Genomic DNA, 26,442 nt, shown 5'->3' with positions numbered 1-26,442 from the left:
ACGTGAATAAAAACAAGGATGTAGTTGGAGAGGAGCAGTCAACGGCATTGATGGCCGATGTGGCGCGACTCGCCGGTGTTGCGATATCGACGGTCAGCCGCGCGCTCGCCAACCCCGGACGGGTCAACGAGAAGACACGTGTCAGGATCAATGCGGCGGCCAAACAACTCGGCTATACGCCCAATGCGATGGCGCGTGGTCTCAGGGTCGGCAGATCCAATACGATCATGATCATCCTGCCCGGATCACCCTATTATGGCGCTTCGCAGATCATTCCGCAGGTCCTGCAGAGCATCAACAAATCCCTGATCCAGCGGGGGTATAATTTGATGATCGCCAATCTTGACCGCGAGGCGATCTCCGAACGGCACATCCTCGATCTTGCCTTCGGCGGAACGGTTCGGGGAGCCATCATCTTCTCATCGAAACTTCCGGAAGTCGACGGGCGTTCGCCCGCGGATTCGGGGCTGCCGATCGTCTCGATGCTGTTCGACATGAGCGATGCAGGATTGCCGAGCGTCGTGACCAATGACCGGGAGGCGATACGGGACGCGACGACGGAATTGCTCCGTTCCGGTCATCGGCGCTTCCTCTATATCGCCGGCCCCGCAGGCAACTATCACGACGTCGAGCGTTACGGTGGCGTGCTCGAGGCGCTGCGGGCAGGGGGGCTTTCCGAGGAAGCCGTGTCGAGATCCGGCGGCGATCTGGAATATCAGCATGGCTTCGAGATCGGTATCCGCGCGGTCGATGATTTCATGAAGCTCGCGGCAAGGCCGACAGCCGTCATCGCGACGAGCGACGACATGGCGATCTCATTCATGAGCCGCATTCAGCGCGCCGGCTTGAGCGTTCCCGACGACCTCTCCATTGTCTCCTTCGACGGCTCTCCCGTCTGCGAATTCTGCTCGCCGCCGCTCTCGACGATCGAGCAGCCGGTGGAGGAGATGGGGCGCGCTGCCGTAGAACTTCTGCTTAACGCCCTCGGGCAGACGCAAAATGCGGTTGCGATGCGCACCGTCATCCGCAGCAAACTTATCCTGCGGGAGAGCATCGCCGCTCCGAAGGCTTAACAATGCCGGAACTGCTTTATTGAATTCATTCACGACAAATACAGCGAGGACGCCTAAATTAGCGTCAGGTATTTCCTCTGCTAAGGAGAGCTGATGGCATCGCCATTCAAACTCGATGATGAGCTGAACGGCCGCGTCCAACAACTGGCCGAGGTCCGCCGCCGTTCGTCCCACTGGATCATGCGTGAAGCCATCGCGCAATATGTCGAGCGCGAGGAGAAGCGCGAGGCGCGGCGGCAGGAGACGCTTGACGCCTGGAATGAATTTGAAGCGACGGGATTGCACGTCACCGGCGTCGAGGTCGGAAAGTGGCTTTCGACCTGGGGAACTGACGACGAGTTGTTCGCCCCGGAATGCCACAAGTAATCTTCTCCCCGGCCGCAATCCGCGGCCTCGAGTGCTCTGGGAGTTCCTACGCCTAGGCGGACAGGCGAAACCTTTCTAGGCGTGCGCCGATTGCACTCCATCAAAACTTCGTCTGACCCCATCAGTCGGCGCATCGTGCTACGAAATCACAACACCGGGCGACATGCAGTTCAGGCTTGCGCGCGGTGGAATTTGAAATTCCGAGCACGCACATGGACCTCTCGAAGATCAAGACGCTGATCGACTTTGTCGGACGATCGAACATTACCGAGCTGACCGTGACGGAAAAGGACGTGACGGTGCGGATTTTCCGCTCGTCGCCGGCAGAGGCAGGCGTTGCCGAGCCCCCGCAAAAGCCGGAATCGAAGATTAGCCTTGCCTCTGATGCGCCTTCAAGCGCCGAGAAAAGCTCTTATGCGGTGAAGGCGCCTGTCTTTGGCGTCCTGCACCGGGCGCCGGCGCCCGGCGAGCCGCCATTCGTTGCGATCGGCGACGCGGTGGAGGAGGGGCAGACCCTTTTCATCATCGAGGCGATGAAGGTCTTCAATACGATCGCCGCGCCGCGATCCGGGTGCATCACGCACCTGACCGATATCGACAATGGCGAGGTCGAGACCGGCGACCTGCTGGCGGAGATCGCCTGATGCCGGCAACATCTGAACAATCCGCTGCTTCAGGACGCCGTTTCGACACCGTCCTCATCGCTAATCGCGGCGAGATCGCCGCCCGGATAGAGCGCGCCTGCCGCGAACTCGGACTGAAGACGGTCGCCATCTGCTCCGAGGCGGACCGGCAAGCGCCTTATATCAAGACCGCAGACCATTTTCTCTGCATCGGCCCTTCGGCTGCCGGCAGGAGCTATCTCAATCAGGATGCCATTCTTCTCGCCGCACGCCTGACCGGCGCCGGCGCCATCCATCCCGGTTATGGTTTTCTGTCGGAAAACGCCGCCTTCGCCGACGCCGTCGAAAAGGCCGGGCTGACCTTCATCGGGCCGACGGCATCATCGATCGCAACCATGGGCGACAAGATCGCGGCGAAGCGGGCGATGATGGCGGCCGGCGTCCCCTGCGTTCCCGGTCCCGACAGCGCGCTGCCCGACGACCCGGCCGCAATCGAGCGCATCGCGCTGGAGATCGGCTATCCCGTCATCGTCAAGGCGTCAGGAGGCGGCGGCGGACGCGGCATGCGCGTCGTGCCGAAGGCCGATCAGCTGCATGAAGCGATCGCGCTGACGCGGGAAGAGGCGCGCAAGGCCTTCGGCTCGCCCGCGCTCTACATGGAAAAGTTCCTCCAGCATCCGCGCCACATCGAGATCCAGGTTCTTTGCGACGATCACGGCAATGCCGTGTGGCTGGGGCACCGCGACTGCTCGATGCAGCGCCGCCATCAGAAGGTCGTGGAGGAAGCACCGGCGCCGGGAATCGCGCCCGATATCATCCAGCCGGTCGGCATGGCTTGCGTGCAGGCCTGCCGCCAGATCGGCTACCGCGGCGTCGGCACCTTCGAATTCCTCTATGAGGACGGCGCTTTCTATTTCATCGAAATGAACACGCGGCTTCAGGTCGAACATCCCGTCACCGAGGTGACGAGCGGGGTCGATATTGTCCAGGCGCAGATAAAGGCGGCACAGGGCGAGGTTCTGGATCTTGCCCAGCGCAATGTCACCTGCGAGGGCCACTCTTTCGAATGCCGCATCAATGCCGAGGATCCCGACACTTTCCTGCCCTCGGCAGGCGTCATCACCCGTTTCGCTTTGCCGCAGGGGCCGGGCATCCGGGTCGATACGCATATCCATCCCGGCTACAGGGTCTCGCCCTATTACGACTCGCTGATCGCCAAGCTGATCGTCCACGCACCGACGCGGGCAAAAGCGATGGCCAGAATGTGCGAGGCGCTTGCCGGCACCGAGATCGAGGGCATCGCCACCAATATCCCTTTCCTGCGCGCGCTGTTCGAGGACCACGCATTCGCGCGCGGTGAGACCGATATCCACTATCTCGAGCACTGGCTGAAGCTGCGGAGGACCGCGGCATGAGCGCCATCGACTTCAGCGATCCCGCAACCATTGCATTCCTCACCGATGCGCTGACGGCCGCCGGCGTGAGGGGCCTCGAAATCTCCCGGCCGGACGGGCAGCTTCGCATCGTCCTTTTAGGAGAGGGCGGCGCCCGGATCAGCGCGCAGGTAGCCCCACGCCGCGCCTCGGACTCCGCACCTGTCGTCGTGACGGCGCCGCTGGCCGGGCATTTCTGCGCCGAACATCCTGCCGCCGCCGTCACGCCCCAAACTTTGCCCCGCTCCGTATCCGACGCCGATGTCCTCGGCTTCATCAGGGTAGGGCACCTGCTGCTTCCCCTTCGCGCCGGCCGTTCCGGTGTCTTGACCAGGCTGCTCGCCGAGCCCAGCGCCCTGGTCGGCTTCGGTGACCCTCTGTTCGAAATCGAGCTGCCATCATGATCGCCACGACGAACAGACATGCATCGCAACGCGAAATCGTTCCGGCCACCCAAAGCCGGGCGCGGGTTTCCTCGATCGGGGCCAGATCCTTCCTGCTCGAGGCGCCAGGCGACTTCGATCTTGCCGCGCAGCGACGGATCTGGGCCCTGTCCCGGACCGTCAAAGGCTGGGCGGATCTTGCCGAGGATATTCCCGGCATGACCAACCTGCTGGTGATCTTCAAGGAGACGCCCGAGGACCCCGATGCCGCGGTCGCCCGGCTGCTGGAGGCATGGGAGAATGCGCAGAGCATCGATCTCAACGGCAAGACCATCGAAATTCCCGTCCAGTACGGCGGCGAACATGCGAGTGATCTTCCCGCTCTTTGCGATCTCTCGGGCTTAAGCGACCGCGAGGTCGTCCGCATCCATCATGAAGCGACCTACCGTGTCTTCGCCTTGGGCAGCGCGCCCGGCTTCGGCTATCTGCATGGCCTCGATCCGCGTATCTACATGCCGCGAAAGACCGTGCCGTCGCTGAAGATGTCGAAAGGCTGCGTGACGATCGGCGGCATGCAGACCGGCGTCGCCATGCTGACCGGCCCCAATGGCTGGAATTCTATCGGCTTTGCGACGCTTGAGATGTTCGACCCGACCGCGCCGACCCCTGCCATGATGGCGCCCGGAGATACGGTGCGGTTCCTGCCGGCAAGGATCGAGCTATGATCGAGATCTTGGAAACCGGGCCCTTCAACACGGTGCAGGATCTGGGACGCCCCGGCTATCGCGACATCGGCGTGTCGGCGAGCGGCGCGATGGATCCGCTTGCGGTCAGGATCGGTAATATTCTCGTCGGCAATGACGAGAATGCTGCGGTGATCGAGGTCCAGACCTTCCCGTTCAGCCTGCGTTTCGAGCGGCGCACCGTCTTTGCCGTGACCGGTGCCGACGGCAATCCTCACCTTGATGGATCGGAACTCATTGCCTGGTGCGCCTATGTGGCAGAGCCCGGACAGGCTCTCGAACTGAAGCAGCCCCCGCGGCTGGCGCGCGCCTATATTTCGGTCGGCGGCGGGCTGGATATTCCAGTTGTCATGGGGTCGCGCAGCACGTCGCTGCGCGGCGGCTTCGGCGGCAATGCCGGCCGGCCGCTGGTGAAAGGCGATCGGATCGCGGTCGGCGAGGACGCGGAGATTGCCATGCTGCCGGCCACGGGCCTCGCCGTCGTCGAGCCGGCCGTGGCACTGCGCGACGTCTTCCCGGCGCCCGTCGACGACACCTTGCCGATCCGTGCCCTGCCTGCCGGCGAGCACGATCTTTTCGCCGGCGACGGCGAAGCCTTCTGGGGCCAGACCTGGCGGATTTCCTCGCGCAGCGACCGCACGGGCTACCGTCTGTCCGGCGAGCCGATCACGCCGACCGCCTCCATCGAGATGCGCTCCCACGGCGTCGTGCCCGGCGTCATCCAAGTTCCGCCCGGCGGCGAACCCATCGTGCAGATGAGCGATGCGAATACCGCCGGCGGCTATCCGAAGGTCGCCGGCGTGATCGAATGCGACCTCTGGCGGCTCGGGCAGGCCCGCATCGGCGCCCGCCTGAAATTCATCCGGTCGACGCATGCGGAGGCGCGCGCAGTCGAACAGGCCGTCTCCCGCTATGTCGAGGATGTCAGGCTGACATCCGGGATGGTCAAGCGCGCCCTGAAGGCGATGGCCTAAGGGAAGCGAAAGGAGGAACTGATGAAGATCGATCTGAATTCCGACATGGGCGAGGGATTTGGTCCCTACCGGCTGTGCGACGACGAAGCGATGATGAAAATCGTCTCCTCGGCCAACATCGCCTGCGGTTTCCACGGCGGCGACCCCGATACGATGGGGCGGATGGTGCGGCTGGCAAAACAGAATGGCGTCGGCATCGGCGCCCATCCCGGCTTGCCCGACCGGCTGGGCTTCGGCCGGCGCGAGATGCCTTTTCAGGCGGACGAGCTTCGTCAACAGATGCTCTACCAGCTCGGCGCGCTGATGGCGATCGCCAAAGCCGAGCGGGTCGCCGTCTCCCATATCAGTTTCCACGCCGCCATGGGCAGTATGGTCAACCGCGACCCTGTCCTTTCCGACCTGATGATGGATGCGATCGCCACCGTCGACGCCAATCTCGTCGTCTTCGTCACATCAGGCAGCGAGATCGAGCGAGCCGCCAAACGCGCGAGCCTGAAGACGCTGGCGCTTTTCCTCGCGGACCGGGCCTATGACGCCGGCGGCAGGCTTGTCACGCGCGGGCTGCCCGGGGCAGTCATCAAGGACGAAGCGGCGGTACGCGCCCGTGTGCGAAAATTCCTCCTCGACGGCAGCATCGAGACCATCGACGGCGGCGTGATCACCATGCCGGCGCGCTCCATCCTCGTCCACAGCGACACGCCGGGCGCCCTCGAGCTTGCCGGCATCGTGCGCCGTGAAATCGAAGCCACCGGTGCCACCCTCGCACCTGCCGCCGAACTCGCCGACTGACGCAATTCCGATCGCCTGCGGGCGGTCTCTCGTTTCAATCCCTCATCGAAGGACCATGCCGATGTCCGTGATCGCCGACCGTCTGAAAAACGTCTCCATTTCAGCATCCGCCGCCATGACCCAGCGCGCCCGGGAATTGGCCGCCAAAGGAATCAAGGTCGTCAGCCTCTCTTCCGGCGAGCCGGATTTCCCCACCCCGGCGCATGCAATCGAAGCGGCCCATGCGGCAGCCCTTGCCGGCGATACGAAATATCCGCCGATGGACGGCACGCCGGCGCTGAAGGCCGCCATCATCAGGAAATTCAAGCGTGACAACAATCTCGACTACGATGCCAGCCAGATCGTCGTCTCGGGCGGCGGCAAGCAGGTGATCTTCAACGCCATGCTGGCGACCTGCAATCCGGGCGACGAGGTCGTCATTCCCACACCCTCCTGGGTCAGCTATGCCGATATCGTCAAATTTGCCGGCGGTGTGCCGGTCGCCGTTCCCTGCCATGAGCAGGCAGGCTTCAAGCTGCGCCCGGAGGACCTTGAAGCGGCGATCACGCCGCGGACCAAATGGCTCTTCCTGAATTTCCCGAACAATCCGACCGGCGCCGCCTGCTCCCGGGCGGAGATGGCCGCCATCGCCGAGGTCATGCTGCGCCATCCCAATGTCTGGATCATGACCGACGACATCTATGAGCACCTGGTCTATGACGACTTCCAGTTCTGCACGATCGCGGAGGTCGAGCCGAGGCTTTACGATCGCGTCCTGACGATGAACGGCGTCTCCAAGGCTTATGCGATGACCGGCTGGCGGCTCGGTTTTTGCGCCGGACCGAAAGAGCTGATCTCCGCCGTCAGCAACGTCAACGGCCAGAATGGCGGCGGCATCGCCACACTCACCCAGGCGGCCGCAACCGCAGCGCTGGACGGGTCGCAGGATCTGCTGAAGGAACGGGCCGCGATCTACAAGACGCGACGCGACTTCGTTCTCGACAAATTATCCGAGGTGGAAGGGTTGCGCTGCCACCGGCCCGAAGGCGCCTTCTACATCTATCCCAACATATCAGGGCTGATCGGCAAGACCAGCAAGGGCGGGCGGAAGATCGAGACCGACGTCGATTTCGTCATGGCGCTCGTCGAGGAGCATCACGTCGCGACCGTGCAGGGTGCTGCTTACGGAATGAGCCCCTTCTTTCGCATTTCCTACGCGACAAGCATGGAAAAACTCGGCGAAGGCTGCGCGCGGATCGCCCAGTTCTGTAAGGATATGCGCTGACCGGCGCGCCCTCTCAGGCTTTCAGCCGCGCCGTCAACTCGAGAAGGATATCCCGGACGGCAAGGGCCGGTTCCGACAAGGGATTCTGATCGGAAACGCAAAGCGACAGGGTTTCTTCGATCCGCGGCGAAACGAGCCGGCAGATCAGCGGCTCGCTCGATTCCGAGACGATGCGATCGGCAATCGCCTTCGGCATGATCGTCGCGCCGAGGCCGCTGCCGACCGCGCGGGCGAGCGTTCGGACGATCTCAACTTCCGCCACGACCTTCAAATTGGTGCGCGTGCGGGTGAAAGCGGTATCGACCGCGCGACGGACGAAATTATAGGCCGGTGGCAGGAGCAGCGGTATGCCGTCGAGAGCGTTGACCGCAACGGGTTTCGTATCCGCTTCGATGGCAAAGTCGCGATGGGCGACCAGGAAAAACTCTTCGCTGAGGATCGGTTCGAACCGCACGCCCTTGATCGGCCCGGTTCCATGCAGAAGCGCCATTTCCAGCCGGCCGTTCATGATCATCTGGCTATAGGTCTGGCCGACGCTTTCTGTCAGGTGCAGCAGAATGCCGGGATGCCGTTTCCGCGTTTCCGCCAGCAGATCGACGGAGAGCGTCGCCGCGCTGCTGAACGGCACAAGGCCGACCGAGACGCGCCCGGCAAGCGAATTGCCGGCGGCGGAAGCATCGGCCTGTGCCTGCTCCATCTGCCGAAGGATGATCTGGGCATGGCGATATACCGCGTGTCCGGCATCGGTCATGCTGACGCCCTGCTGGCTGCGGATCAGCAGCTTGTGGCCGAAATGCTCTTCAAGTGCTGCAAGCTGCTGGCTGAGCGCCGGCTGGGCGATGTGCAAAAGATCCGCCGCTCGTGTGATGCTGCCGCTATCGACGATCACGATGAAGGATTTGAGGCGTCTGATGTCCATGGGGATCGGGGTACCATTCTGATCTGCGGATGGCATGTTTGCAGAGGCGCATTGCTTTTGCAACGCGATGCGGTCCGAGGCAAGGCCGAGAGAGAGTACCGGCATCGCCGCATTCTCTTCTTCGGCAGACCGCACCTGCTCCATAACCGTTGCTTATTGCTCCAGAGATAATCGGTCTTAGGCAAGGGGTTAAAGCTTCGCTACTGTCTTAATCAACCACAAGGGAACGACAATGCCATTCTCCGACTACAAGACCGCACTGGTGACCGGCGCATCCTCCGGGATCGGCGCAGCCGTGGTTGAGCGGCTTCGCCGGGAGAAGATCGAAGTCCATGCCGTTGCCCGCAGTGCCCAGGCGCTGCAGCAGCTGGCCGAGCGTACGGGCTGCATTGCCCACGCCATCGATGTGACCGACCGGCCGGCGATTGCCGAGCTCGCGGGCCAAGTGGAATTCGACATTCTCGTCAACAATGCCGGCGTCGACCGGCCGAAGAAGTTCCTGGAAGCCGATGAGGGCGATATCGATCTCATCGTCGACGTCAATCTGAGGGCGGTTCTGCATATCTGCCGCCTCGTCGTGCCGGGCATGGTGGCGCGAGACCGCGGCCACGTGATCAACATCTCGTCGATCGCCGGCGCCTATAATTTCGGCGGCAACTCGTCCTATCACGCCACCAAGGCGGGGGTGAGCATGCTGTCCAACCAGCTGCGCATCGACGCTTTCGGCAAGCGGGTGCGGGTCACGGAAATCTGCCCCGGCCGGGTCGCCACCGATATCTTCCATCACGTTCACGGCGATGATCCCAGCATCCGCGAGCGGTTCATCGACGGGTTCGAACTGCCGCAGGCAACCGATATCGCCGACGCCATTGCCTTTGCTATCGCCGCCCCTGTCGCCGTCAATATCGGACATATGGAGATCACCCCGACGCTGCAGGTCATGGGCGGTCTGCAGACGGCGAAGCCGCAGCCGAAGACGGATCCATCAGGGGAGCCAACTCCGTGAGCGGTTTCGACCTTTCAGCGATCCTCGGAAATCCTGAATATGCGGCGATGCTGCTGCATGGCATCCAGATGACCTTCATCATCTATGCCGGGTCCTGGACGCTGGCGATGGCGCTCGCACTGCTGTTGCTCGGTATACGCCTGTCGCCTTTTCGCTTCGGCGATCCGTTGGTCGCCGCTTACGTTTCCTATCACAGGAACGTCCCGACGCTGGTGCAGCTGATGCTGTGGTATTTCGGGATTTTCACCCTGATGCCGAACGGTGTTGCGACATGGCTCGCCAGCCACAATGCCGAGGCGATCTTCGCGGTGATCGGGCTCGGGCTCTGCCAGGCGGCCTATTTCAGTGAGGATCTTCGCTCGGGCGTACGTTCGGTCAGCGACGGCCAGATGCAGGCCGCTCGTGCCCTCGGCCACGGTTATGTCTCGGCGATGCGCTTCGTCATCATGCCGCAGGGCGTGCGCAACGCGCTGCCGCCGCTTATCAATCACAGCGTCTCCCTGTTCAAGAACAGCAGTCTCGCCGTCGTCATCGGCGCGTCGGAGCTGACACATGCCGTCAAGGAAGTCGAAAACCTGAGCTTCCGCACCTTCGAAATCTACCTGATCGGCACGGTTCTCTACCTCTTCTTCTCGCTCGTGATCATGAGCATCGGCGCCTATCTGTCGATGCGCGCAGATCCCGCCTGGAGGGCGCGCGCATGATCCAGGACATGATCGCCATCGTCCGCGACTACTGGCTGCTGCTCCTGATCGGCCAATATCCGAACGGACCGCTCGGCGGGCTCGCCAATACGCTGATCCTGTCGGCGCTGAGCATCGCTCTCGCCTTTCCGATTAGCATCCTGTTTGCAATGGCGCGGCTTTCCAAGTCGCCGCTGCTGCGCTGGCCGGTCACGGCACTTGTCTATTTCACCAGGGGCGTGCCGCTCTTGATGCTCATTTTGTGGAGCTATTTCCTGGTTCCGCTGCTGACCGGCGCAGACGTGCCGAGCTTCGTCACCATGCTGACGACGCTCGTGGTCTATCAGAGCGCCTTCCTCAGCGAAGTCGTCCGAGCCGGCATCGTCGCCCTCGGGCCCGGCCAGATGGATGCGGCGCGCGCGCTCGGCCACGGCTATATGGGCGCGATGCGCTACATCATCCTGCCGCAGGCGCTCTACAACATGATCCCGAGCATCATCTCCACCTTCGTCTCGACGATCAAGGACACGACGCTCGGCTATGTGATCAACGTGCCTGATCTGACCTTTGCGGCAAGCCAGGTCAACAACCAGCTGCTGACGCAACCCTTCCAGGTCTTCCTCATCCTGGCGATCGTCTACTTCATCATCTGCTGGACGCTGACCTACTTCGCCAATCGCCTCGAGCGGCGCATCACGCGGCGGCGTGCGGGACTTCTCAACGTCCCCGCCGCTGCCCTGGCCGCACCGTCGAAAATCGTATCGGAGCAGCTATGACCATGTCCGTTTCAACGCAGGAATCGCAGACGATCCGGCTGTCCCAGGTCTGCAAGAGCTACGGCGACTACCCGGTCCTGAAGGATATCGACGCGCAAGTCGCGCGCGGCGAGGTCGTGGTCATCTGCGGACCCTCCGGTTCGGGAAAATCGACGTTGATCCGCACGATCAATCGCCTCGAGGAGATCAATAGCGGATCGATCACGCTCGAAGGGCAAAACATTCATGCCTCGATGCGGGCAAGGGAACTCAACGCGATGCGCAGCCGGATTGGCTTCGTATTCCAGAACTTCAACCTGTTTCCGCATCTTTCGGTCGCCGAAAACGTCTCGATGTCGCCGATCCGGGTGAAGGGTGTGGCGCCCGAGATCGCGCATGAAAAGGCCCTCAAGCTCCTCGATCGGGTCGGCCTTGCCGACAAGGCCCGCGCCTATCCGGGTCAGCTGTCGGGCGGCCAGCAGCAGCGGGTGGCGATCGCCCGCGCGCTTGCCATGGAGCCGCCGGTGATGCTGTTCGACGAACCGACGAGCGCGCTCGATCCCGAGATGGTCGGCGAAGTGCTCGCCGTCATGAAGAGCCTGGCCGCCGAAGGCATGACCATGCTCTGCGTTACCCACGAAATGGGCTTTGCACGCGAGGTCGCGGACCGGATCTGGTTCATCGATGCCGGCCAGATCATCGAAACGGCGACCCCAAAGGAATTCTTCAGCAATCCGCGCCATCCCCGGGCTCAGCGTTTCCTCGCTGATCTCAGGCACTGATACCAACGACCAAAAACAAAGGAGAACAGCAATGAACTGGAAATACCTAAGCCTCACCGTCGCATTTGCCGGCATCGCGGCCGCCATGCCGGCAAAGGCCGATCAGCTCGACACCATTATGTCGGCCAAAACCTTGCGCTGCGCGACGTTCGCCGACGTTCCGCCATTTGCCTCGCCGGATCCGAAGACCCGTGAGATGGCCGGTTTCGACGTCGACCTCTGCGGCGCTATCGCCAAGGAATTGGGCGTCAAGGCTGAAATCAAGCCGGTCTCGGTCGAGGCGCGCGTACCCGAGGTCAAGCTCGGCCGCGTCGATATTACCGTCGCCAACCTTGCCTATACGCTGAGCCGCGCCGAACAGATCCAGTTCAGCGATCCCTATTATCTCGCCAAGGAAATGCTGATCGTGCCGGCCGACGATGCCGGCAAGACGAAGGCCGATTATGCCGGCCAACGCATCGCCTCGACCAAGGGCTCGACATCGGAGATGTCGATCAAGCTCAACAAATCCGACCCGCTGACCTTCCAGGATACCGCCTCGGCCTATCTCGCCGTCCAGCAGGGCAAAGCGCGCGGCATGGTCGCCAACACCATGACGACGACCAAGTTCGTCAATGAATCGAAGAGCAAGGGCAAGGAAATGCGGATGATCGAGGAGCCGATGCTCTACCAGCCGATCGGCATCGGCATGGCCAAGGATCAGCCGAAGCTGACGGCCAAGATCAACGAAATCCTGCACAAGCTCGACGAATCTGGCGAGATCAACAAGATCTGGGACAAGTGGCTCGGCCCGAACACCGAGTACAAGATGACCCGCACCGATAAGGTCGTGCCGCTCGCGCAGCTGAAATTCGACCCGATCCCGTAGACCGACCGGTCTCGGAACCTCCCGAAGACATTCAACCGAGATAAGACGGCGGGATTTGCCCGCCGTCTACCAACGATGTGAGGCACCCATGATTCATATAAAAGACATCGCTGAACGGCCCAGCAAAGCTGACATCGAGGCCGTTTCGAAATTTTCGCCGGCGACCATCCACGAAGCCCAGGGGCGCCGCGGCGCGCTCTCCTCCCGCCTCAAGCCGGTCGACTACCGCATGAAACTCTGCGGCCCGGCCTTCACGGTCAAATGCGCGCCGCGCGACAACATCATGCTGCAGCTCGCCATCAACTATGCCAAGCCCGGCGATATCATCGTCGTGTCGGCGGGCGAGTACGAGGAGGCCGGATCCTTCGGCGATGTGCTTGCCAATGCCTGCCTTGCCAAGGGCATCGGCGGTCTCGTCACCGACACCGGCGTGCGCGACACGCTGCAGTTGCGAGAACTCGGTTTCCCCGTCTTCTCGCTCAGCGTCTGCATCAAGGGCACGGTGAAGGAAACCATTGCGGCGGTGAACGATCCGATCATCGTCGGCGGCGAAACCATCAACCCCGGCGACATCATCGTCGGAGATGCCGACGGCCTGGTGGTCGTGCGCAGGCAGGAAGCGCAGGAAGCAGCGAGGCTTTCGCAGGCTCGCGAGGATGCCGAAGCCGGCTATATCGCCGCCTACAAGCAGGGGAAATCGGTCATCGAGGTCAGCAATCTGGCGCCAGTGCTGAAAGCCAAGGGCCTCGTCGTCGATATTTGACAAGGGAGCGGGCCTGAGCGCGCACAGCCACTCTGGACACTATCCCGGACGCATGTTCTATAAAGCGGACAGATATGAGCGGAGCGCGCCATGCATCTTTCCATGTGGACCTACCCGTGGGATATCCAGGACCAGGGGCTCGAAGCGATTGCCGCCGAGTTTCGCAACCGGGCGGGCCTCAATACGATCAGCATGGCGACCTCCTATCATGCCGGCCGCTTTCTCCAGCCGCGCAGCCCGCAGCAGAAGGCCTATTTTCCGGAGGACGGAACGGTCTACTTCCGGCCGGACGAACGCCTGTGGCAGGACAAGGTGATCCGGCCGCTGATGGCGGGGAATGTCACCGAGCGCGGCGACATGCTGGAGGCGCTGACCAGGGAGCGTGAAGCGACCGGTCTCGCTGTCTCCTGCTGGACGGTCTGCCTTCACAACAGCCGCCTCGGCATGCTGCATCCCGATCACGTGACGCGGAACGCCTTCGGCAATCCCAACTATTATAATCTCTGCCCCTCCAGCCCGGCGGCGCGCGCCTATGCCGTCACCCTTGTCCGCGACATCACCACCAACTATCGGCCGGATATGGTCGAGCTCGAAAGCCCGAACTTCATGGGCTTCGCGCATGAATACCATCACGAGAAAGACGGCGTCGGCCTCAATGCCGAAGACGATTTCCTGCTGTCGCTCTGCTTCTGCGATCATTGCACGGCGCGCGCGGCAAAGGCCGGTGTACCGGTCGAAGGCGCACGCCGATCGGTGGCGCGCTTCATCGCCGAATTCTGCGAACGTGATATCCCGGAACGGCAGTTCCCGGATTTTCCGGCGGCCGGCATCAATGCCTTCCTCGATCATCCGGATCTGCACGCCTATCTCGCCTGGCGCAGCGAACCGGTGACCAGCCTCATCGGCGAGATCAAGGCGGCGGCCGATCCGGCGAGCCGGATCGTGCTGATCGACCTCAAGCACGGCTGGCTCGGCGGCGTCGATCTCTCAGCTGTTGGCAGGCTCTGCGACGGGGCGATCCTCTGCTGCTACGACATTACGCCGGATGCCGTCGGTGATGTCATCCGCACCGGCCGGGCGGCGATCGGGCCGGAGAAATTCCTCGGCGTCGGCTTGCGTGTCTTCTATCCCGAGGTCGGTGAAGCCGCGATACTGGCGGCCCGCGCCAAGGCCGCCGCCGATGCCGGGGCCGACGGCGTGAACTTCTACAATTACGGCCTGATCCCGGCAAAACGTCTCGACTGGGTCAGGGCGGCGGTCGACGGGATCAGCTAAGCGGCAATCGGTTCGGCGACCTGGATCAGGCAATCGCCGGCCTGACTGTCGCAATGCAGCCGGTGGGAAATGACGATGCCGTCCTCGGCAAAGCGCAGCTCTTCCTCCGGCTGCTCCAGGCGTTCCAGATCGTGATACCATCCGGCCAGATCGCCGGCCGAAACGATCGCGCCAAGGACTGCGGCCGGCTCGAACCAGCCTCTGCGGTCGGCATAGATGCCCTGGCTGTGCCGCGACAGCGACAGGAGTTGCAGCGGCCCCGGCTCGGCGAGCGGTGCGCGGGAGAGGACCGGACGCCCGATAATACCGAGTGTCACCAGCAGCCGGTCGATCGCTGCCGCCGTGAAGGCCATCGTCGCGGGCGTCACGGTTCCGCCGCCGCCGAACTCGCCGGAAAGACCAATGATGCCGGCCCTTGCCGCAGCTCCCATCGATGTCGGCGCCGCCCGCCCATTATCGGCGATGAAGGCATGCGATGCGCCCATCGCCCGCATAAGCGCGACGGACCGCTGGAAGCGGGTGGCGTCGGCCTGCCGCTCGATCAACGTGCAAGGCAGGTGTGCCATCGACGTGCCGCCCGAATGCAGGTCGAAGACGACGTCATGGCGCGGGAAGAGTTCGTGTTCTAGGAAATGCGCCAGGCGCGCTGTCGGGACCCCCGTGGGATCGCCGGGAAAGGCCCGGTTGAGGTTGCCGCCGTCGAAGGGCGAGCAGCGTTTGGCCGCCATAACCGCCGGCAGGTTCGCCATCGGCAGGATGGTGACGGCGCCACTTATGTCAGCGACGTCAAGCAGGCGCATCAGCCGTCCGAGCTGCAGTTCGCCCTCATATTCGTCGCCGTGGTTGCCGGCCATCAGCAGCAAAGATGGCCCTTGGCCATTTCTGAGGCGAAGGATCGGAATGCGGATCTGATAATAGGGCGAACGGTCGATCGAATAGGGAATGGCGAGATGGCCGGCTTGGCGGCCCTCACGCAAAAAGTCGATCGGATTGACGAGGCCGCTATGCATGGTCCCTCCAGTGCGGGCGGTCGCCGCAGTTACAGCGCCGCCACCGCAGTCATTTCGACGCGCAGGTCCGGGTCGGCCAGGCGGGCTTCGGTGCAGGCGCGGGCCGGCGGGTTTTCGACGTCGATCCAGCCGTCATAGACGCCGTTCATCGCCTCGAAATCGGTAATCGCCGGCAGGAAGACGTTGACGGCGAGGAGACGCGAGCGATCGGTCCCGGCTTCCTGCAAAAGGGCGTCGATCTTGCCGAGCACATCGCGGGTCTGCTCCTCGATATCGGCCTTGCGGTTTTCCGCAACCTGACCGGCAATATAGACGAGACCGCCGTAGCTGACGGCCTGGCTCATACGCGAGCCCTTCTGATAACGCTGGATCATGCAGCTTTTCCTTTTCTTGGTTTAACGAGGGAGTTCAGCCGAAGCTGGTCAGATAGGCTGCCGTCACCGAATGATCCGGATCGAGGCCATAAAGGATCGCATGCCGGTCAAGGCAGGTGCAGGGATGTGAGATGCCGAACTCGATGACATCGCCCACGGCGACGTCGCTGTCATCGGCAAGCGCCATGAAGGCGTGCTGATCATTGAGGCGGAAAACCCTGGCGCCTTCGAGATCGGCGAAGCGCGTGCCATTGCGATAACGCGCCAAGGGCCGCGGCAGGCCCTGGTCCATCGCCACATCGCGCATGCCCATACCTGAGATCGCAAGCCCTGGCTCCGGCCGCGACAGGACCTCGGCCCAGATCCTGAGCGCCGGACGGAAACCTGCCGCCGCGGAAACGATTTCGCCGCCGATGCGAAAGCCGCCGCGCGCATCGAGACCGGCAAGGCCACGTTCATAGACGCCATGATCGTGAAAGAAGATCGCGCCGCTGCGCAGCACCAGTCGGCAGGCGGGATCGGCTGCGACAACCGCTGAAAGCCGCGCAACCACGATATCGAAAAACACCGAACCGCCTGATGTGACGAGGAGCGGCCGTTCGCTGCCGATACGGGCGCGGATCTTCGGCAGGAAATCTGATGTCATCGCCATCAGCGCGTCGATGCGAAGCATCGTCTCTTCCGGATCGGCGGTCGCCGCCGCGCCCTCATAGGCGGCGATGCCGCTCAGCCGGAAGGCCGGCGTCTCCACGGCAAGGATCGCATCGAGAATCGCCGCGCCAGCATCAGCGCTGCGAAGGCCGGCGCGGCCGGCGCCGAATTCCACCATCAGGCCGAGCGGTGGCAGATCTCCACGTTCCAGCCAGGCGGAGGCAAGCGCCTCGACCAGCGCTGTCGAATCGACGAAGACGTGAACTTCCGCATCGGAATAGTCCGAAAGCAGCGCCGCCAGCCGGCGGGCGGCGGCGGCCCCGCCGATCTCATTGGCAAGGATCAGGCGGCGCTGCCCCGCCCTAAGCAGCACGGCGGCCTGGCGAATGTCGGCGACGGTCGTACCCCACGCGCCGGCCGAAAGAAGCATGTCCGCCAGCGCTGTCGACATCGGTGTTTTGGCATGCGGAGCAATGTCGGCGCTATTGCCCTTCACATAGGCCATCATCAGCTCGACATTCCCGGCGAAGGCCCGCCGGTCGAGGGAGAGCAGCGGCAGCGCCATCCTGCCGTCATATGGTTTCCACCCCTGCTGTCCGATCGCAACAGGCGAAAGAGGCGGATGGCCCGGGGGAAAGCCGCGCGTCCGCTCGTCGATCAGGATGTTTTCGTTCGCGGCATGAAGGTCAGACATGGGAGCCTCTCCCGATCTCGGCCGGATCGGCCAAACCAAGGCGATAGGTTTCGTTGGCGGTGGCAAAGAACAAAGCGCGCTGCTCGTCGAGGGAGAGCTCGGCGGCGACCGTGCGGAACACCTGATAGACCTCGTCGAAAGAAGCATGCAGGCCGGCGACCGGAAAATCGCTCGCAAACATCGCACGTTCAGGGCCGAAACAATCGAGGCAATGTGCAATCACCGGCCGCAGGCTTTCAAGCGTCCACGCATGGTCATAGGCGACGAGGTCGGAGATCTTCAGGCGCAAATTCGGCTCGCCGCCGAGCGCCCGCAGGCCGCGGCGCCAGAGCGCCATGCCGTCCTCCGTCCGGTCGATGGGGCTGCCGCCGTGGTTGAGGACGAAAAGCGTTTGCGGAAAGGCCCGCACCAGGTCGAGCGCCTCGGCCATCTGCCAGGGATAGAGCATCAGGTCGAAGACCAGCCCGAGCCGCGTGGCATGGGCAAGCCCAGCGCGCCAGGCGGGATCGCCCATGCGATCCGGACGCGATGCAAAACGCTTCGCCGCATCGGGATGCCAGCTCAGAATATCGCGGATGCCGACGACGTTGGGGTTTGCCGCTTCCGCCTCGAGCAGGCGCGGGGCATCCGGGCCGTCGAGGGGAACGCCGGCGATATAACGGTGGGCCACGCCGGAGCTGCGGTCGAGGCCATCCAGCCAGCGGCTCTCTTCCAGCGGGTAGGCAGCCGACCAGCCGGCCTCCACATGCACCGTCGCAATGACGTTCTGTTGCGCGGCATCGGCGCGATAATCGTCAATGCCGTAGTCGCGCAGGATCGGCGCGAGACCAGCCGGCGCGTTCTGAAGCCAGGGATGGCGCTGCAGGCTGAGGTCCCAGAGGTGGTGGTGTGGGTCGATCACCGGCCCGCCGTAGCGCTCCGTCATCTGCGCGCCTCGCGGCCGGACACCAGCAGCAGGGCGAGGATCAGCGTGCCGAACATGATCGAGCGCCAGCCGGGCGAAGCGTTGACGACGGTGATCAGCGCCGTCGTGGTGACGAGCAGGATCGCCCCCGGGATAGTGCCGGCATAGGTGCCGCGGCCGCCGAGAATCGACGTGCCGCCGAGCACGACGGCGGCAATCGACGTCAGCAGATAGGGATCGCCGATGCCGACATAACCTTGCCGGTTCATGCCGAGCACCAGAATGCCGGCAAGCCCGGCGAAGAAACCGGACAGGGTATGGACGATGAGCGTATTGCGGGTGACGCTGATTCCTGAAAGCCGGGCGGCGAGCGGGTTTACCCCGAGCGCCAGGAACCGGGCGCCGATCGGCATGCGGTGGACAAGCAGCAGGACGACGATCGAGACGGCGAGCCAAAGCAGAATGCCCGAGGGAATGCCGAACGGCCGCGCCTGGCCGAGCAGAATGACCGCCGGGTTGGTGACGGTGACGGCGCTGCCGCCGGCGACGATGACGAGCAGACCCTGCAGGAAAGTCGCCATGGCAAGCGTCATGATGATCGGCGGCACGCGAAGATAAGCCGCTCCCGCTCCGTTCATCAGGCCGATGACCGTGGCGATGGCAAGGGCTACGGCGATACCGGCAAGGCCAGTCGGATCCCAGGCAGGCGAGATCAGCGGCAGCAGGATAGCCGTGACTGTGATAACAGCGCCGACCGAAAGATCGATGCCGCCCATCAGGATGACGAGCGTCTGACCGGCCGCGACGATGCCGATCACCGCGGCGAGTTCAAGGAGGTACCGCAGGTGGCCATAGGCGCCGAAACCGCGCAATGTGAAGCTTGCAACGATCCAGACGAGGGCGACCAGAAGGAAGGTCAGCAGCGGCGGATTGCGAAACGCGGATCGGATGATGTTCATCGCCTTGCCCTCCAAACCCCAAGAAGCTCCGGAACGGCGACCGCGCCGACGATGATCAAGCCTTGCGCGACATATTGGGCGACCGGCGGGAAGCCCATGAAGAACATCACGTTGATCATCACCGAGAGCAGCAGGCTGCCGCAGATCGCGCCACGCATCGTGCCCTTGCCGCCGAGGAAGCCGACGCCGCCGAGCACGGCGGCGGCGATCGAGTTCAGCGTGAAGGGCGTGCCGATGACGGGATCGCCCGAGCCGGTCTGTGCGGCGACAAAGAGGCCGGTCAGCGCCGCAAGCAGACCGGAGAGTGCGAAGGCTGTGACCTTCACCCGCTCGACCGGGACACCGGAGCGAAATGCGCCGACCGGGTTGTCGCCGGCCGCATAGATGCCGAGGCCGAGCGGCGTGGCGAGAAAGGCTTTCCAAAGCACCAGGATCACCACCAGCAGCAGGAAGGCGACGGGCGTGTGGCCGGCAAGCACCGTCGACAGCCAGTCGGGAATGAAGCCGCCCGGCCGCGGCAGCAGGATGAGCGCGACGCCGCTGATGATGAAGGAGCCGGCCAGCGTGACGATGATCGCCGGCAGCCTCAGATACGTGACGATGGCGCCGATGACGGCGCCGATCGAAAGGCCGGCGAGCGCGACCGCGACAATGCCGCCCGGCACGCCGAGCACCCCTTGCATCGTCGTCGCCGCGATCACCGCGCCGAGGCTGACCAGCGGGCCGATCGCCAGCGTGATGCCGCCGTTCAGCATGAGCAGCGCCTGTGCCATGGTGACGAGGGCGAGCGGGAACCAGTTTTGCGTGAACTTGGAAAATCCGCCGATGGTCAGGATGCCGGGAAAGAGCACCGCGTAGAGGATGAGAAAGCCGGCGACGACCAGATAGAGGCCGGCAAGGCCGCGGTTGCGGCGGAGCTGGATCGAACCGTAGAGCCGGGATGACGAAATCGTGCTCATGCCGCCTCTCCCCGCGGCGTAGCCGCAATACCCATGGCCGCACCGACGATCGCGCCTTCGCTGATCGCATCCTGCGATAGTGTTGCCGCGACGCGGCCCTCGCGCAGAACCACGACGCGGTCGCAGAGATGGACGAGTTCCGGCGTATCCGAACTGACGAGAATGACGAGCCGCCCCTCGGCGGCGAAGGCGCGCAGCATCAGGTAGATTTCCCGCTTGGTCTCGATGTCGACACCGCGGGTCGGATCGTTGAGAAGCAAAATGGAGGGATCGAGCGGCAGCCATTTGGCAAGCGCCACCTTCTGCTGGTTGCCGCCGGAGAGCGCCTGCACCGGGCGGGTCGTATCGCCCTTGATCGTCAGCCGGCGGGCGAGATTGGCGACCAGGCCGCTTTCCGCCGTCAGGTCGCGCAGCCCCTTGCGGGCGAGCCGTCCGAGCGAGGGCAGGATGAGATTGGCGGCAATGGAATGCGGCAGCACCAGTCCCTCATGTTTGCGGTCGGCCGGCACATAGACGATGCCCGCCGCATTCGCCGCACCAACATCGGCGGGCAGGCCGGGCTTACCTGATACTTCCGCCCGGGCGGCAGACGCGGGAATCGCGCCATAGAGGCCGAGCAGCAGGTCTTCCTGCCCTTGTCCCACCAGCCCGCCGATGCCGACGATCTCGCCGGCGCGGGCGGAGAAAGCGACATCACGCACCATGCCGGCCGAAAAACCTTCGACGCTGATGCACATCGCACCGGGTGCCGCGGCCGGGCGCGGCGGGAACAGGTCGCCGGTCTCGCGGCCGACCATCAGGCGCACCAGACCCTCGCCGTCGATGCCGGACAGCGATTGATCCGCCGTGACGACGCCATCCTTCAGCACGGTGACATGCGAGCAGAGTGCCTGCACCTCGTTGAGGCGGTGGGAGATATAAAGAAGCGCCGTGCCGCGCGCGCTCAGAGTCTCGATCAGCCGGGCCAGGATGCCGGCTTCGTGCGCCGAGAGCGACGAGGTCGGCTCGTCCAGGATCAGCACGCGCGGCTTGCGGAACAGCGCCTTGGCGATTTCCACCATCTGGCGGCGGCCGAGGGCGAGATCGGCGACCGGCATGTCGAGCGGCTCGGTAAGTCCGACCATGTCGCAGACCTCTCGTACGCCGCGATGCAGCGCTCGATAGTCGATGAGGCCGAACCGGCGCGGAAAGGCGCCGGTCCCGATGTTTTCGGCAATCGACAGGCTGGCCGTCAGGCTCAGCTCCTGTTGAACCACGGCGATGCCGGCGGCGCGCGCCGCCGCCGGGCTGAAACGCCCGACAGGCCTGCCGTCGATGAGGATGGCGCTGCTGTCCGGCTGGAGGGCGCCGGACAGCAGATTGATCAACGTCGACTTGCCGGCGCCGTTTTCGCCGAGCAGGGCGTGAACCCTGCCCGGCAGAAGAGCGATATCAACGCCCTTCAGGACCGGATTGCCGAAAAATCCCTTGAACACCTGCCGGGCTTCCAGCAGGGGCCTTTTTTCCGTCATGACGGCATCCCTCAATCCGGATTACTTGGTGGCAAGCAGCTTGTCGAACAGCGCCTTGTCGTAATCCGAGTAGATATAGCCGTCAGCCGGGAACTTGTCGGCCCGGGCGAGGTAGCTGCCGATGGTGCTGTCGTCGATGACGGGCAGCGGCACCTTGACGAAGGAGGGCACGTCCTTGCCTTGCAGCGCCTGCACGGCGGTATAGACGGAAAGCGCACCGAGCCAGTTCGGCTGCATCGTCGCCCAGCCCTTCAGGCCCTTCTCCTTCCAGAGTTCCAGGAACTGCCGGGCATTTTCGCCTGTCGTCGGTACCTGGTCGCGGCCCTGGCGCTCGAAGGCAAGGACGGACCCGGCCGACAGCGCGCCGCCGAGCGACAGCACGCCGTCGATTTCGGGATTGGCAAACAGCAGGCTGGTCATCGCTTCCTGTGCCGGCGCGACGTTATATTCGGTGTTGGTCTCGGTGATCACCTGCAGACCCGGATTGGCATCGAGCACCGGCTGGGCGCCCTTGCGGCGGTCGTCGCTGACCGAAATGCCGGCCGGGCCGTTCATGATGATGATCTTGCCCTTGCCGCCGAGCTGGCTGACCATCCATTTGGCCGCGGTCGCGCCCCATTCGTTGGAATCGGTGTTGATCTTCGCCGTCACCTTGTCGGTGTTCACAAGGCTGTCGAAATTGACGACGGCGATACCCTTGTCGCAGGCATCGGAAATGACGCGATCGAGCGCGTTGGAGGAGCCGGCGATGACGACGATGGCGTCGATATTCGCGTCGATCATCGACTGGATATGCTGGATCTGCGTCTGGGCGTTGCCCTGCGCGTCGGTGATCATCAGGTCCTTGACGAGACCCGCCTTTTTCAGCTCCTCCACTTCGGCCGTGATGGTGCCTTCGGTCTGCTTCATCCAGGTCGGCACCGAATAGATGTTCGCCCAGCCGATCGTGTAGGGCGCCTTCCTGTCTCCCTTGATGCAATTGGCGGCGGCTGAGGCCGTGCCGGCCGAAAAGGCAAGCAGGGTGGCTGCGGCGGCAGCGCCGGCGAGAAGGCGGCGGCGCAGTGAAACGGAAATGCTTTCTTCAAAATTCTTCATGTCGATCCCCTTTTTGCGGCAGCGCTGGCGGCTTGCCATTTGTAATTGTCCGCTATATTGTACATATGATCTTTATACCGGACGAGCCGATCTTATGCCGATTTTTTTACCCCGCAAGAGGGGGTGCGAAGATTCATTTGCGAAGCATGACGCGATCGATTGACAGTCGCGGCAGACGGCTTGAAAAGCTTGGCCGGACAAGAACAGAGCCCGACAAGCACGGGGCCCAAGAAGAACGGATTGACAGTGATGGATGCAGTTCAGGACGAAGCAGCCGGCAAGCGCGCCCGAGGGCTCGACCGCGCCTTCGAGATCCTCGATTTCCTGCGCCAGAAGCGGCAGGCCTTGAAGCCGAATGAAATCGCCGCGCAGATCGGTGCGCCGCGCTCATCGGTGTACGAACTCGTCAACCTGCTGCTGAGCAATGGCATTCTCGAATTCACCGGCGGCGAGGGGCGCGTCTATCTCGGCCGCAAGCTTTATTTCCTCGGCGCCGCCTATGAGAACCATTTCGATTTTACCCGCGAATGCGAGGCGACGCTGGAACGGCTTGCCGACGAGACACGGGAGACGGCGCAGTTCTGCATGCTGGATGGCAACAGATACACAGTCGTACGCATGCGCGAAGGCGCGCGGCCCTTCCGCATTTCGACCGATGTCGGCCAATCGGTGCCGATTCCGTGGACGGCGTCGGGCCGCCTGCTGGTTGCGCATCTGTCGGATCAGGACATCCTGAATTTCATTCCGCCGCAGGATTTCCGCCTGCCGGGCGGCGAATGGCTCGAGCCTCAGACCTTCATCGCCGAGGTGCGCCAGGCCGAGCGTGAAGGTCTCTTTACCTTCAACAGCATCGTCGACAGTTTCACTCATTGTTTTGCCGTGCCGGTGCGCGGCGAGGAAGGCCATGCCGCAGCAACGCTCTGCCTCGTCACGCCCCGCGACGACGGCATCGCCAACCGGGACCGCTATCTCGACTGCCTGAAGAAGGCCGCCGCCGGCCTGGAACATGCCCCGGCCCGGCCAAGACGGGGCTGACGCCTTGCATATCAAGGCATATCTGCCGGCACGGACATTCGTCGACAAGCCGGTGCGTCCGCAGGCGTTCAGCGACAGCCGCTAAAACGCCGCCCACCCGCCTGACACAGCCACGCAGCGACCGAGCGCAAGACGCCATCTTGCGGGGGCGCCGATCTCCGATTTCCAGATTCACACCGTTCTCGCAAAACTATTCACTCTTCTCCCGCAATTTGGAAATGAAGTTTCTCTATAAAATCTATGGAGAACGTACTCTAACGTCCTGATAGCCAAACTGACCTTGGCCCCGAAACGACGGAGCCGTTGGCGGCAAACGGAGAGGACGCGAAATGACACGGAAAATCAGGCTTGGAGCATTTCTTCCTGGCGGCGGACAGCATGTTGCATCCTGGCGCCACCCCGACCAGCCGGCCGATGGCGCCACCAGTTTCGAATTTCACAAAAAGCTCGCTTTGACAGCCGAGCGCGGCCTCTTCGATGCCTATTTCCTGGCAGACGGACTGGCGGTCGGTTTCGGCGGCGCGCGTGAAGGCGGCAACGCCCGCGTGGCCGGCTTTGAACCTGTCACATTGTTCTCCGCGCTCGCACCCCTGACCACACATCTCGGCTTCATCGCGACGTCGTCGACCACCTACGAGGAGCCTTATACCACTGCCCGGAAATTTGCTTCGCTCGACCTGATCTCGGACGGCCGCGCCGGCTGGAACGTCGTCACCACGACAGGCGACCTCACGGCGCAGAACTTCAACCGCGACACCCAGCTTCCGCATGCCGAGCGCTATCGCCGCGCCGCCGAGCACGTCGACGTCGTCCGCAAACTCTGGGAAAGCTTCGAGGACGACGCCTTCATCCGCGACAAGGAGACCGGCGTCTTCTTCGACCCGGCGAAGCTGCACGATACCGACCATCGCGGCGAACATTTCAGCGTGCGCGGCCCGCTCAACGTGTCGCGCTCGCCGCAGGGCCATCCCGTCATCGTGCAGGCCGGGCAGTCCGAAGACGGGCGTGGGCTTGCCGCAGCAACGGCCGAGGTGATCTTCACCGCCCATCAGCACATCGAAACCGCCCAGGAATTCTACCGGGATATCAAGGCACGTGCCCGCGGCCTCGGCCGCAACCCCGATCACATCCTGGTCATGCCCGGCGTTTCCGCCTTCGTCGGCAGAACCGAAGCCGAAGCGCGGGAGAAGTACGACCGTCTGACGTCGCTCATCGTCGAAGAGGACGGGATCGGCCTCCTCAACGGCCTGACCGGCGGCACGCTCGACCTGCACGGCTACGACCTCGACGGGCCGCTGCCGCCGGCGCCGCCGACCGAGGGCATGAAGAGCCGCCAGGCGCTCATCCGCCAGATCGCCGACGAAAACAATTTCACCATCCGCCAGCTCTATCAGTGGATCGCATCGGCCCGCGGTCACTACACCATCGTCGGCACGGCCGAACAGATCGCCGACACGCTGCAGCAATGGTTCGAGAACGAAGCCGCCGACGGCTTCAACATTCTGCCGCCCTGGCTGCCGACCGCGCTCGACGACTTCGTCGATCTCGTCATCCCGGAATTGCAGCGCCGCGGCCTGTTCCGCACGGCCTATGAGGGCAAGACGCTCCGGGAAAATCTCGGTCTGCCTTTCCCGGCCAATCGATGGGCTGCCGGACGTGCAGCTCTCCAAGCAGCAGAGTGAGGAGCGATACATGGCTTATGAAATCAACCAGACCCTCCCGAGAAGCCTCGGTCGCCTGAAGAGCGGCGAAAGCAATAGGCCCACTTTCGCGTCGCATGTGCGCGGTGTGCTCGCATCGCTTTTGCCGCGCTACGGTCTGCTCATCGCCTTCCTCCTGCTCTGGCAGCTGTCGAGCACCAGGGGCTGGATTAATCCGGCCATCTTCCCGCCTTTGAACGTGATCCTGTCGGCTCTCTGGACCAACCTCGCCAATGGCGCGCTGCTCGATGATATCGCCGTCAGCCTGCAGCGATCGGGAACGGCTTTCGCCTTTGCCGTCGTGGTCGGCATTCCGCTCGGCCTGTTCATGGGCCAGTTTCGGGCGGTCGAACAGGCGCTCGATCCGATCCTGCAGCTCTTCCGCCAGACCTCGGCGCTGGCGCTCTATCCGGTCTTCATCCTGCTGCTCGGCCTCGGCGAAACGTCGAAGATCTTCGTGATCTTCTGGGCGACGCTGTTTCCGGTGCTGCTCGCCACGATCGGCGGCGTCAAGGAGGTGGACAGGAAGCTTATCGAGATGGCGCGGACCTATGGCGCCGGACCGCTGACGATCTTCCGCCGCGTCATCCTGCCGGCCTCGGTGCCTGCGATCTTCGTCGGGCTGCGCCTCTCGGCGACGACGGCGCTTTTGCTACTGATCGCCGCCGAGATGATCGGCGCCAATAAGGGCATCGGCTTCCAGGTGATGAACGCCCAGTACAATTTCCAGATCCCGCTGATGTTTGCGGCGATCCTCCTGCTCGCCTTCCTCGGCCTTGCCGTCAATGCCCTGCTCGTCCTCCTGCAGCGCCGCCTCTGCCGCTGGTCGCAGCCGAACGCCTGATTTCTTC

28 protein-coding genes are annotated in these 26,442 nt (G+C 63.5%); 19 read left to right on the top strand and 9 right to left on the bottom strand.

Annotated features, from left to right (window positions below):
- The first annotated feature begins 2 nt into the window (after window positions 1–2).
- The 9 genes from N2597_RS25325 to N2597_RS25285 all read left to right on the top strand — a co-directional run bounded on the left by N2597_RS25325 (window position 3) and on the right by N2597_RS25285 (window position 7,648).
- Window positions 3–1,073 carry a LacI family DNA-binding transcriptional regulator gene (locus N2597_RS25325; protein ID WP_077994378.1) on the top strand — a complete coding sequence of 357 codons (1,071 nt, stop codon included), beginning with the start codon at window positions 3–5 and terminating at the stop codon, window positions 1,071–1,073.
- A gap of 93 nt (window positions 1,074–1,166) precedes the next feature.
- Window positions 1,167–1,439, top strand: a complete 273-nt coding sequence (locus N2597_RS25320) for a CopG family ribbon-helix-helix protein (RefSeq protein WP_183596026.1) — start codon at window positions 1,167–1,169, stop codon at window positions 1,437–1,439.
- Window positions 1,440–1,651: 212 nt separating this feature from the next.
- Window positions 1,652–2,083, top strand: coding sequence for an acetyl-CoA carboxylase biotin carboxyl carrier protein (locus tag N2597_RS25315; protein ID WP_183596024.1), 432 nt, complete (start codon window positions 1,652–1,654; stop codon window positions 2,081–2,083).
- The gene (gene accC, locus N2597_RS25310) at window positions 2,083–3,477 is read left to right on the top strand and encodes an acetyl-CoA carboxylase biotin carboxylase subunit (protein WP_183596022.1); all 1,395 of its coding nucleotides are present in this window, start codon (window positions 2,083–2,085) and stop codon (window positions 3,475–3,477) included. Before N2597_RS25315 ends, accC begins: the two co-directional genes overlap by 1 nt.
- Complete coding sequence (locus N2597_RS25305; protein ID WP_183596020.1) at window positions 3,474–3,899, top strand: acetyl-CoA carboxylase biotin carboxyl carrier protein; 426 nt, start codon at window positions 3,474–3,476, stop codon at window positions 3,897–3,899. Before accC ends, N2597_RS25305 begins: the two co-directional genes overlap by 4 nt.
- Complete coding sequence (pxpB, locus tag N2597_RS25300) at window positions 3,896–4,603, top strand: 5-oxoprolinase subunit PxpB (RefSeq protein ID WP_183596018.1); 708 nt, start codon at window positions 3,896–3,898, stop codon at window positions 4,601–4,603. The genes N2597_RS25305 and pxpB overlap by 4 nt, the downstream gene beginning before the upstream one ends.
- A complete protein-coding gene (locus N2597_RS25295) occupies window positions 4,600–5,595 on the top strand; it encodes a 5-oxoprolinase subunit C family protein (RefSeq protein WP_096763902.1) in 996 nt (331 codons plus the stop codon). The genes pxpB and N2597_RS25295 overlap by 4 nt, the downstream gene beginning before the upstream one ends.
- Window positions 5,596–5,616: 21 nt before the next feature.
- On the top strand, window positions 5,617–6,384 hold the full coding sequence (locus N2597_RS25290) for a 5-oxoprolinase subunit PxpA (protein ID WP_106796356.1): 768 nt from the start codon (window positions 5,617–5,619) through the stop codon (window positions 6,382–6,384).
- Between the two features lie 61 nt (window positions 6,385–6,445).
- On the top strand, window positions 6,446–7,648 hold the full coding sequence (locus N2597_RS25285; protein WP_183596016.1) for a pyridoxal phosphate-dependent aminotransferase: 1,203 nt from the start codon (window positions 6,446–6,448) through the stop codon (window positions 7,646–7,648).
- A gap of 13 nt (window positions 7,649–7,661) precedes the next feature.
- Here the strand turns inward: N2597_RS25285 and nac are convergent, their stop codons facing one another.
- Window positions 7,662–8,567, bottom strand: coding sequence for a nitrogen assimilation transcriptional regulator NAC (nac, locus tag N2597_RS25280; protein ID WP_040143173.1), 906 nt, complete (start codon window positions 8,565–8,567; stop codon window positions 7,662–7,664).
- Between the two features lie 232 nt (window positions 8,568–8,799).
- Here nac and N2597_RS25275 point away from each other — a divergent pair, with 232 nt between their 5' ends.
- The 7 genes from N2597_RS25275 to N2597_RS25245 all read left to right on the top strand — a co-directional run bounded on the left by N2597_RS25275 (window position 8,800) and on the right by N2597_RS25245 (window position 14,699).
- Complete coding sequence (locus N2597_RS25275) at window positions 8,800–9,573, top strand: SDR family oxidoreductase (RefSeq protein ID WP_106796357.1); 774 nt, start codon at window positions 8,800–8,802, stop codon at window positions 9,571–9,573.
- On the top strand, window positions 9,570–10,277 hold the full coding sequence (locus N2597_RS25270; RefSeq protein ID WP_183596013.1) for an amino acid ABC transporter permease: 708 nt from the start codon (window positions 9,570–9,572) through the stop codon (window positions 10,275–10,277). Before N2597_RS25275 ends, N2597_RS25270 begins: the two co-directional genes overlap by 4 nt.
- Window positions 10,274–11,032: an amino acid ABC transporter permease gene (locus tag N2597_RS25265; RefSeq protein WP_040113073.1), complete on the top strand. Its 759-nt coding sequence runs from the start codon at window positions 10,274–10,276 to the stop codon at window positions 11,030–11,032. Before N2597_RS25270 ends, N2597_RS25265 begins: the two co-directional genes overlap by 4 nt.
- Window positions 11,029–11,793 carry an amino acid ABC transporter ATP-binding protein gene (locus tag N2597_RS25260; RefSeq protein WP_040113072.1) on the top strand — a complete coding sequence of 255 codons (765 nt, stop codon included), beginning with the start codon at window positions 11,029–11,031 and terminating at the stop codon, window positions 11,791–11,793. Before N2597_RS25265 ends, N2597_RS25260 begins: the two co-directional genes overlap by 4 nt.
- 31 nt (window positions 11,794–11,824) lie before the next feature.
- Window positions 11,825–12,661, top strand: coding sequence for an ABC transporter substrate-binding protein (locus N2597_RS25255; protein ID WP_183596011.1), 837 nt, complete (start codon window positions 11,825–11,827; stop codon window positions 12,659–12,661).
- Between the two features lie 88 nt (window positions 12,662–12,749).
- Entirely contained in the window at window positions 12,750–13,424 is a 675-nt protein-coding gene (locus tag N2597_RS25250; RefSeq protein WP_040113070.1) for a 4-carboxy-4-hydroxy-2-oxoadipate aldolase/oxaloacetate decarboxylase, read from the top strand.
- A 90-nt stretch (window positions 13,425–13,514) separates the two neighbouring features.
- On the top strand, window positions 13,515–14,699 hold the full coding sequence (locus N2597_RS25245; RefSeq protein WP_183596009.1) for a hypothetical protein: 1,185 nt from the start codon (window positions 13,515–13,517) through the stop codon (window positions 14,697–14,699).
- Here the strand turns inward: N2597_RS25245 and N2597_RS25240 are convergent.
- From N2597_RS25240 to N2597_RS25205, 8 genes are read right to left on the bottom strand one after another with little or no spacing between them, the layout of a single operon-like run.
- Window positions 14,696–15,709 carry a succinylglutamate desuccinylase/aspartoacylase family protein gene (locus N2597_RS25240; RefSeq protein ID WP_183596007.1) on the bottom strand — a complete coding sequence of 338 codons (1,014 nt, stop codon included), beginning with the start codon at window positions 15,707–15,709 and terminating at the stop codon, window positions 14,696–14,698. The two genes, N2597_RS25245 and N2597_RS25240, sit on opposite strands and share 4 nt — an antisense overlap.
- 29 nt (window positions 15,710–15,738) lie before the next feature.
- Window positions 15,739–16,083, bottom strand: a complete 345-nt coding sequence (locus tag N2597_RS25235) for a RidA family protein (RefSeq protein WP_183596005.1) — start codon at window positions 16,081–16,083, stop codon at window positions 15,739–15,741.
- A 34-nt stretch (window positions 16,084–16,117) separates the two neighbouring features.
- Window positions 16,118–17,428, bottom strand: a complete 1,311-nt coding sequence (locus tag N2597_RS25230; protein ID WP_183596003.1) for an alanine racemase — start codon at window positions 17,426–17,428, stop codon at window positions 16,118–16,120.
- Entirely contained in the window at window positions 17,421–18,353 is a 933-nt protein-coding gene (locus N2597_RS25225) for an amidohydrolase family protein (RefSeq protein WP_183596001.1), read from the bottom strand. Before N2597_RS25225 ends, N2597_RS25230 begins: the two co-directional genes overlap by 8 nt.
- Entirely contained in the window at window positions 18,350–19,291 is a 942-nt protein-coding gene (locus N2597_RS25220) for an ABC transporter permease (RefSeq protein ID WP_106796366.1), read from the bottom strand. Before N2597_RS25220 ends, N2597_RS25225 begins: the two co-directional genes overlap by 4 nt.
- The gene (locus N2597_RS25215) at window positions 19,288–20,250 is read right to left on the bottom strand and encodes an ABC transporter permease (RefSeq protein WP_106796367.1); all 963 of its coding nucleotides are present in this window, start codon (window positions 20,248–20,250) and stop codon (window positions 19,288–19,290) included. The genes N2597_RS25220 and N2597_RS25215 overlap by 4 nt, the downstream gene beginning before the upstream one ends.
- Entirely contained in the window at window positions 20,247–21,761 is a 1,515-nt protein-coding gene (locus tag N2597_RS25210; protein ID WP_106796368.1) for a sugar ABC transporter ATP-binding protein, read from the bottom strand. Before N2597_RS25210 ends, N2597_RS25215 begins: the two co-directional genes overlap by 4 nt.
- 21 nt (window positions 21,762–21,782) lie before the next feature.
- Window positions 21,783–22,856, bottom strand: a complete 1,074-nt coding sequence (locus N2597_RS25205; RefSeq protein WP_064685157.1) for an ABC transporter substrate-binding protein — start codon at window positions 22,854–22,856, stop codon at window positions 21,783–21,785.
- Between the two features lie 249 nt (window positions 22,857–23,105).
- Here N2597_RS25205 and N2597_RS25200 point away from each other — a divergent pair, with 249 nt between their 5' ends.
- The 3 genes from N2597_RS25200 (at window position 23,106) to N2597_RS25190 (ending at window position 26,435) form a co-directional block, all read left to right on the top strand.
- Window positions 23,106–23,891, top strand: coding sequence for an IclR family transcriptional regulator (locus tag N2597_RS25200; RefSeq protein ID WP_040113061.1), 786 nt, complete (start codon window positions 23,106–23,108; stop codon window positions 23,889–23,891).
- 329 nt (window positions 23,892–24,220) lie between these two features.
- Complete coding sequence (locus N2597_RS25195) at window positions 24,221–25,573, top strand: LLM class flavin-dependent oxidoreductase (RefSeq protein WP_183595999.1); 1,353 nt, start codon at window positions 24,221–24,223, stop codon at window positions 25,571–25,573.
- A 10-nt stretch (window positions 25,574–25,583) separates the two neighbouring features.
- Window positions 25,584–26,435: an ABC transporter permease gene (locus N2597_RS25190; RefSeq protein WP_183595996.1), complete on the top strand. Its 852-nt coding sequence runs from the start codon at window positions 25,584–25,586 to the stop codon at window positions 26,433–26,435.
- The last annotated feature ends 7 nt before the right edge of the window (window positions 26,436–26,442 follow it).

Source organism: Rhizobium sophoriradicis (assembly GCF_025200795.1).
Taxonomy (GTDB): Bacteria; Pseudomonadota; Alphaproteobacteria; order Rhizobiales; family Rhizobiaceae; genus Rhizobium; species Rhizobium sophoriradicis.
Note: the sequence above shows the minus strand (reverse complement) of the source record. Positions and strands in the feature narration are given on the sequence as shown.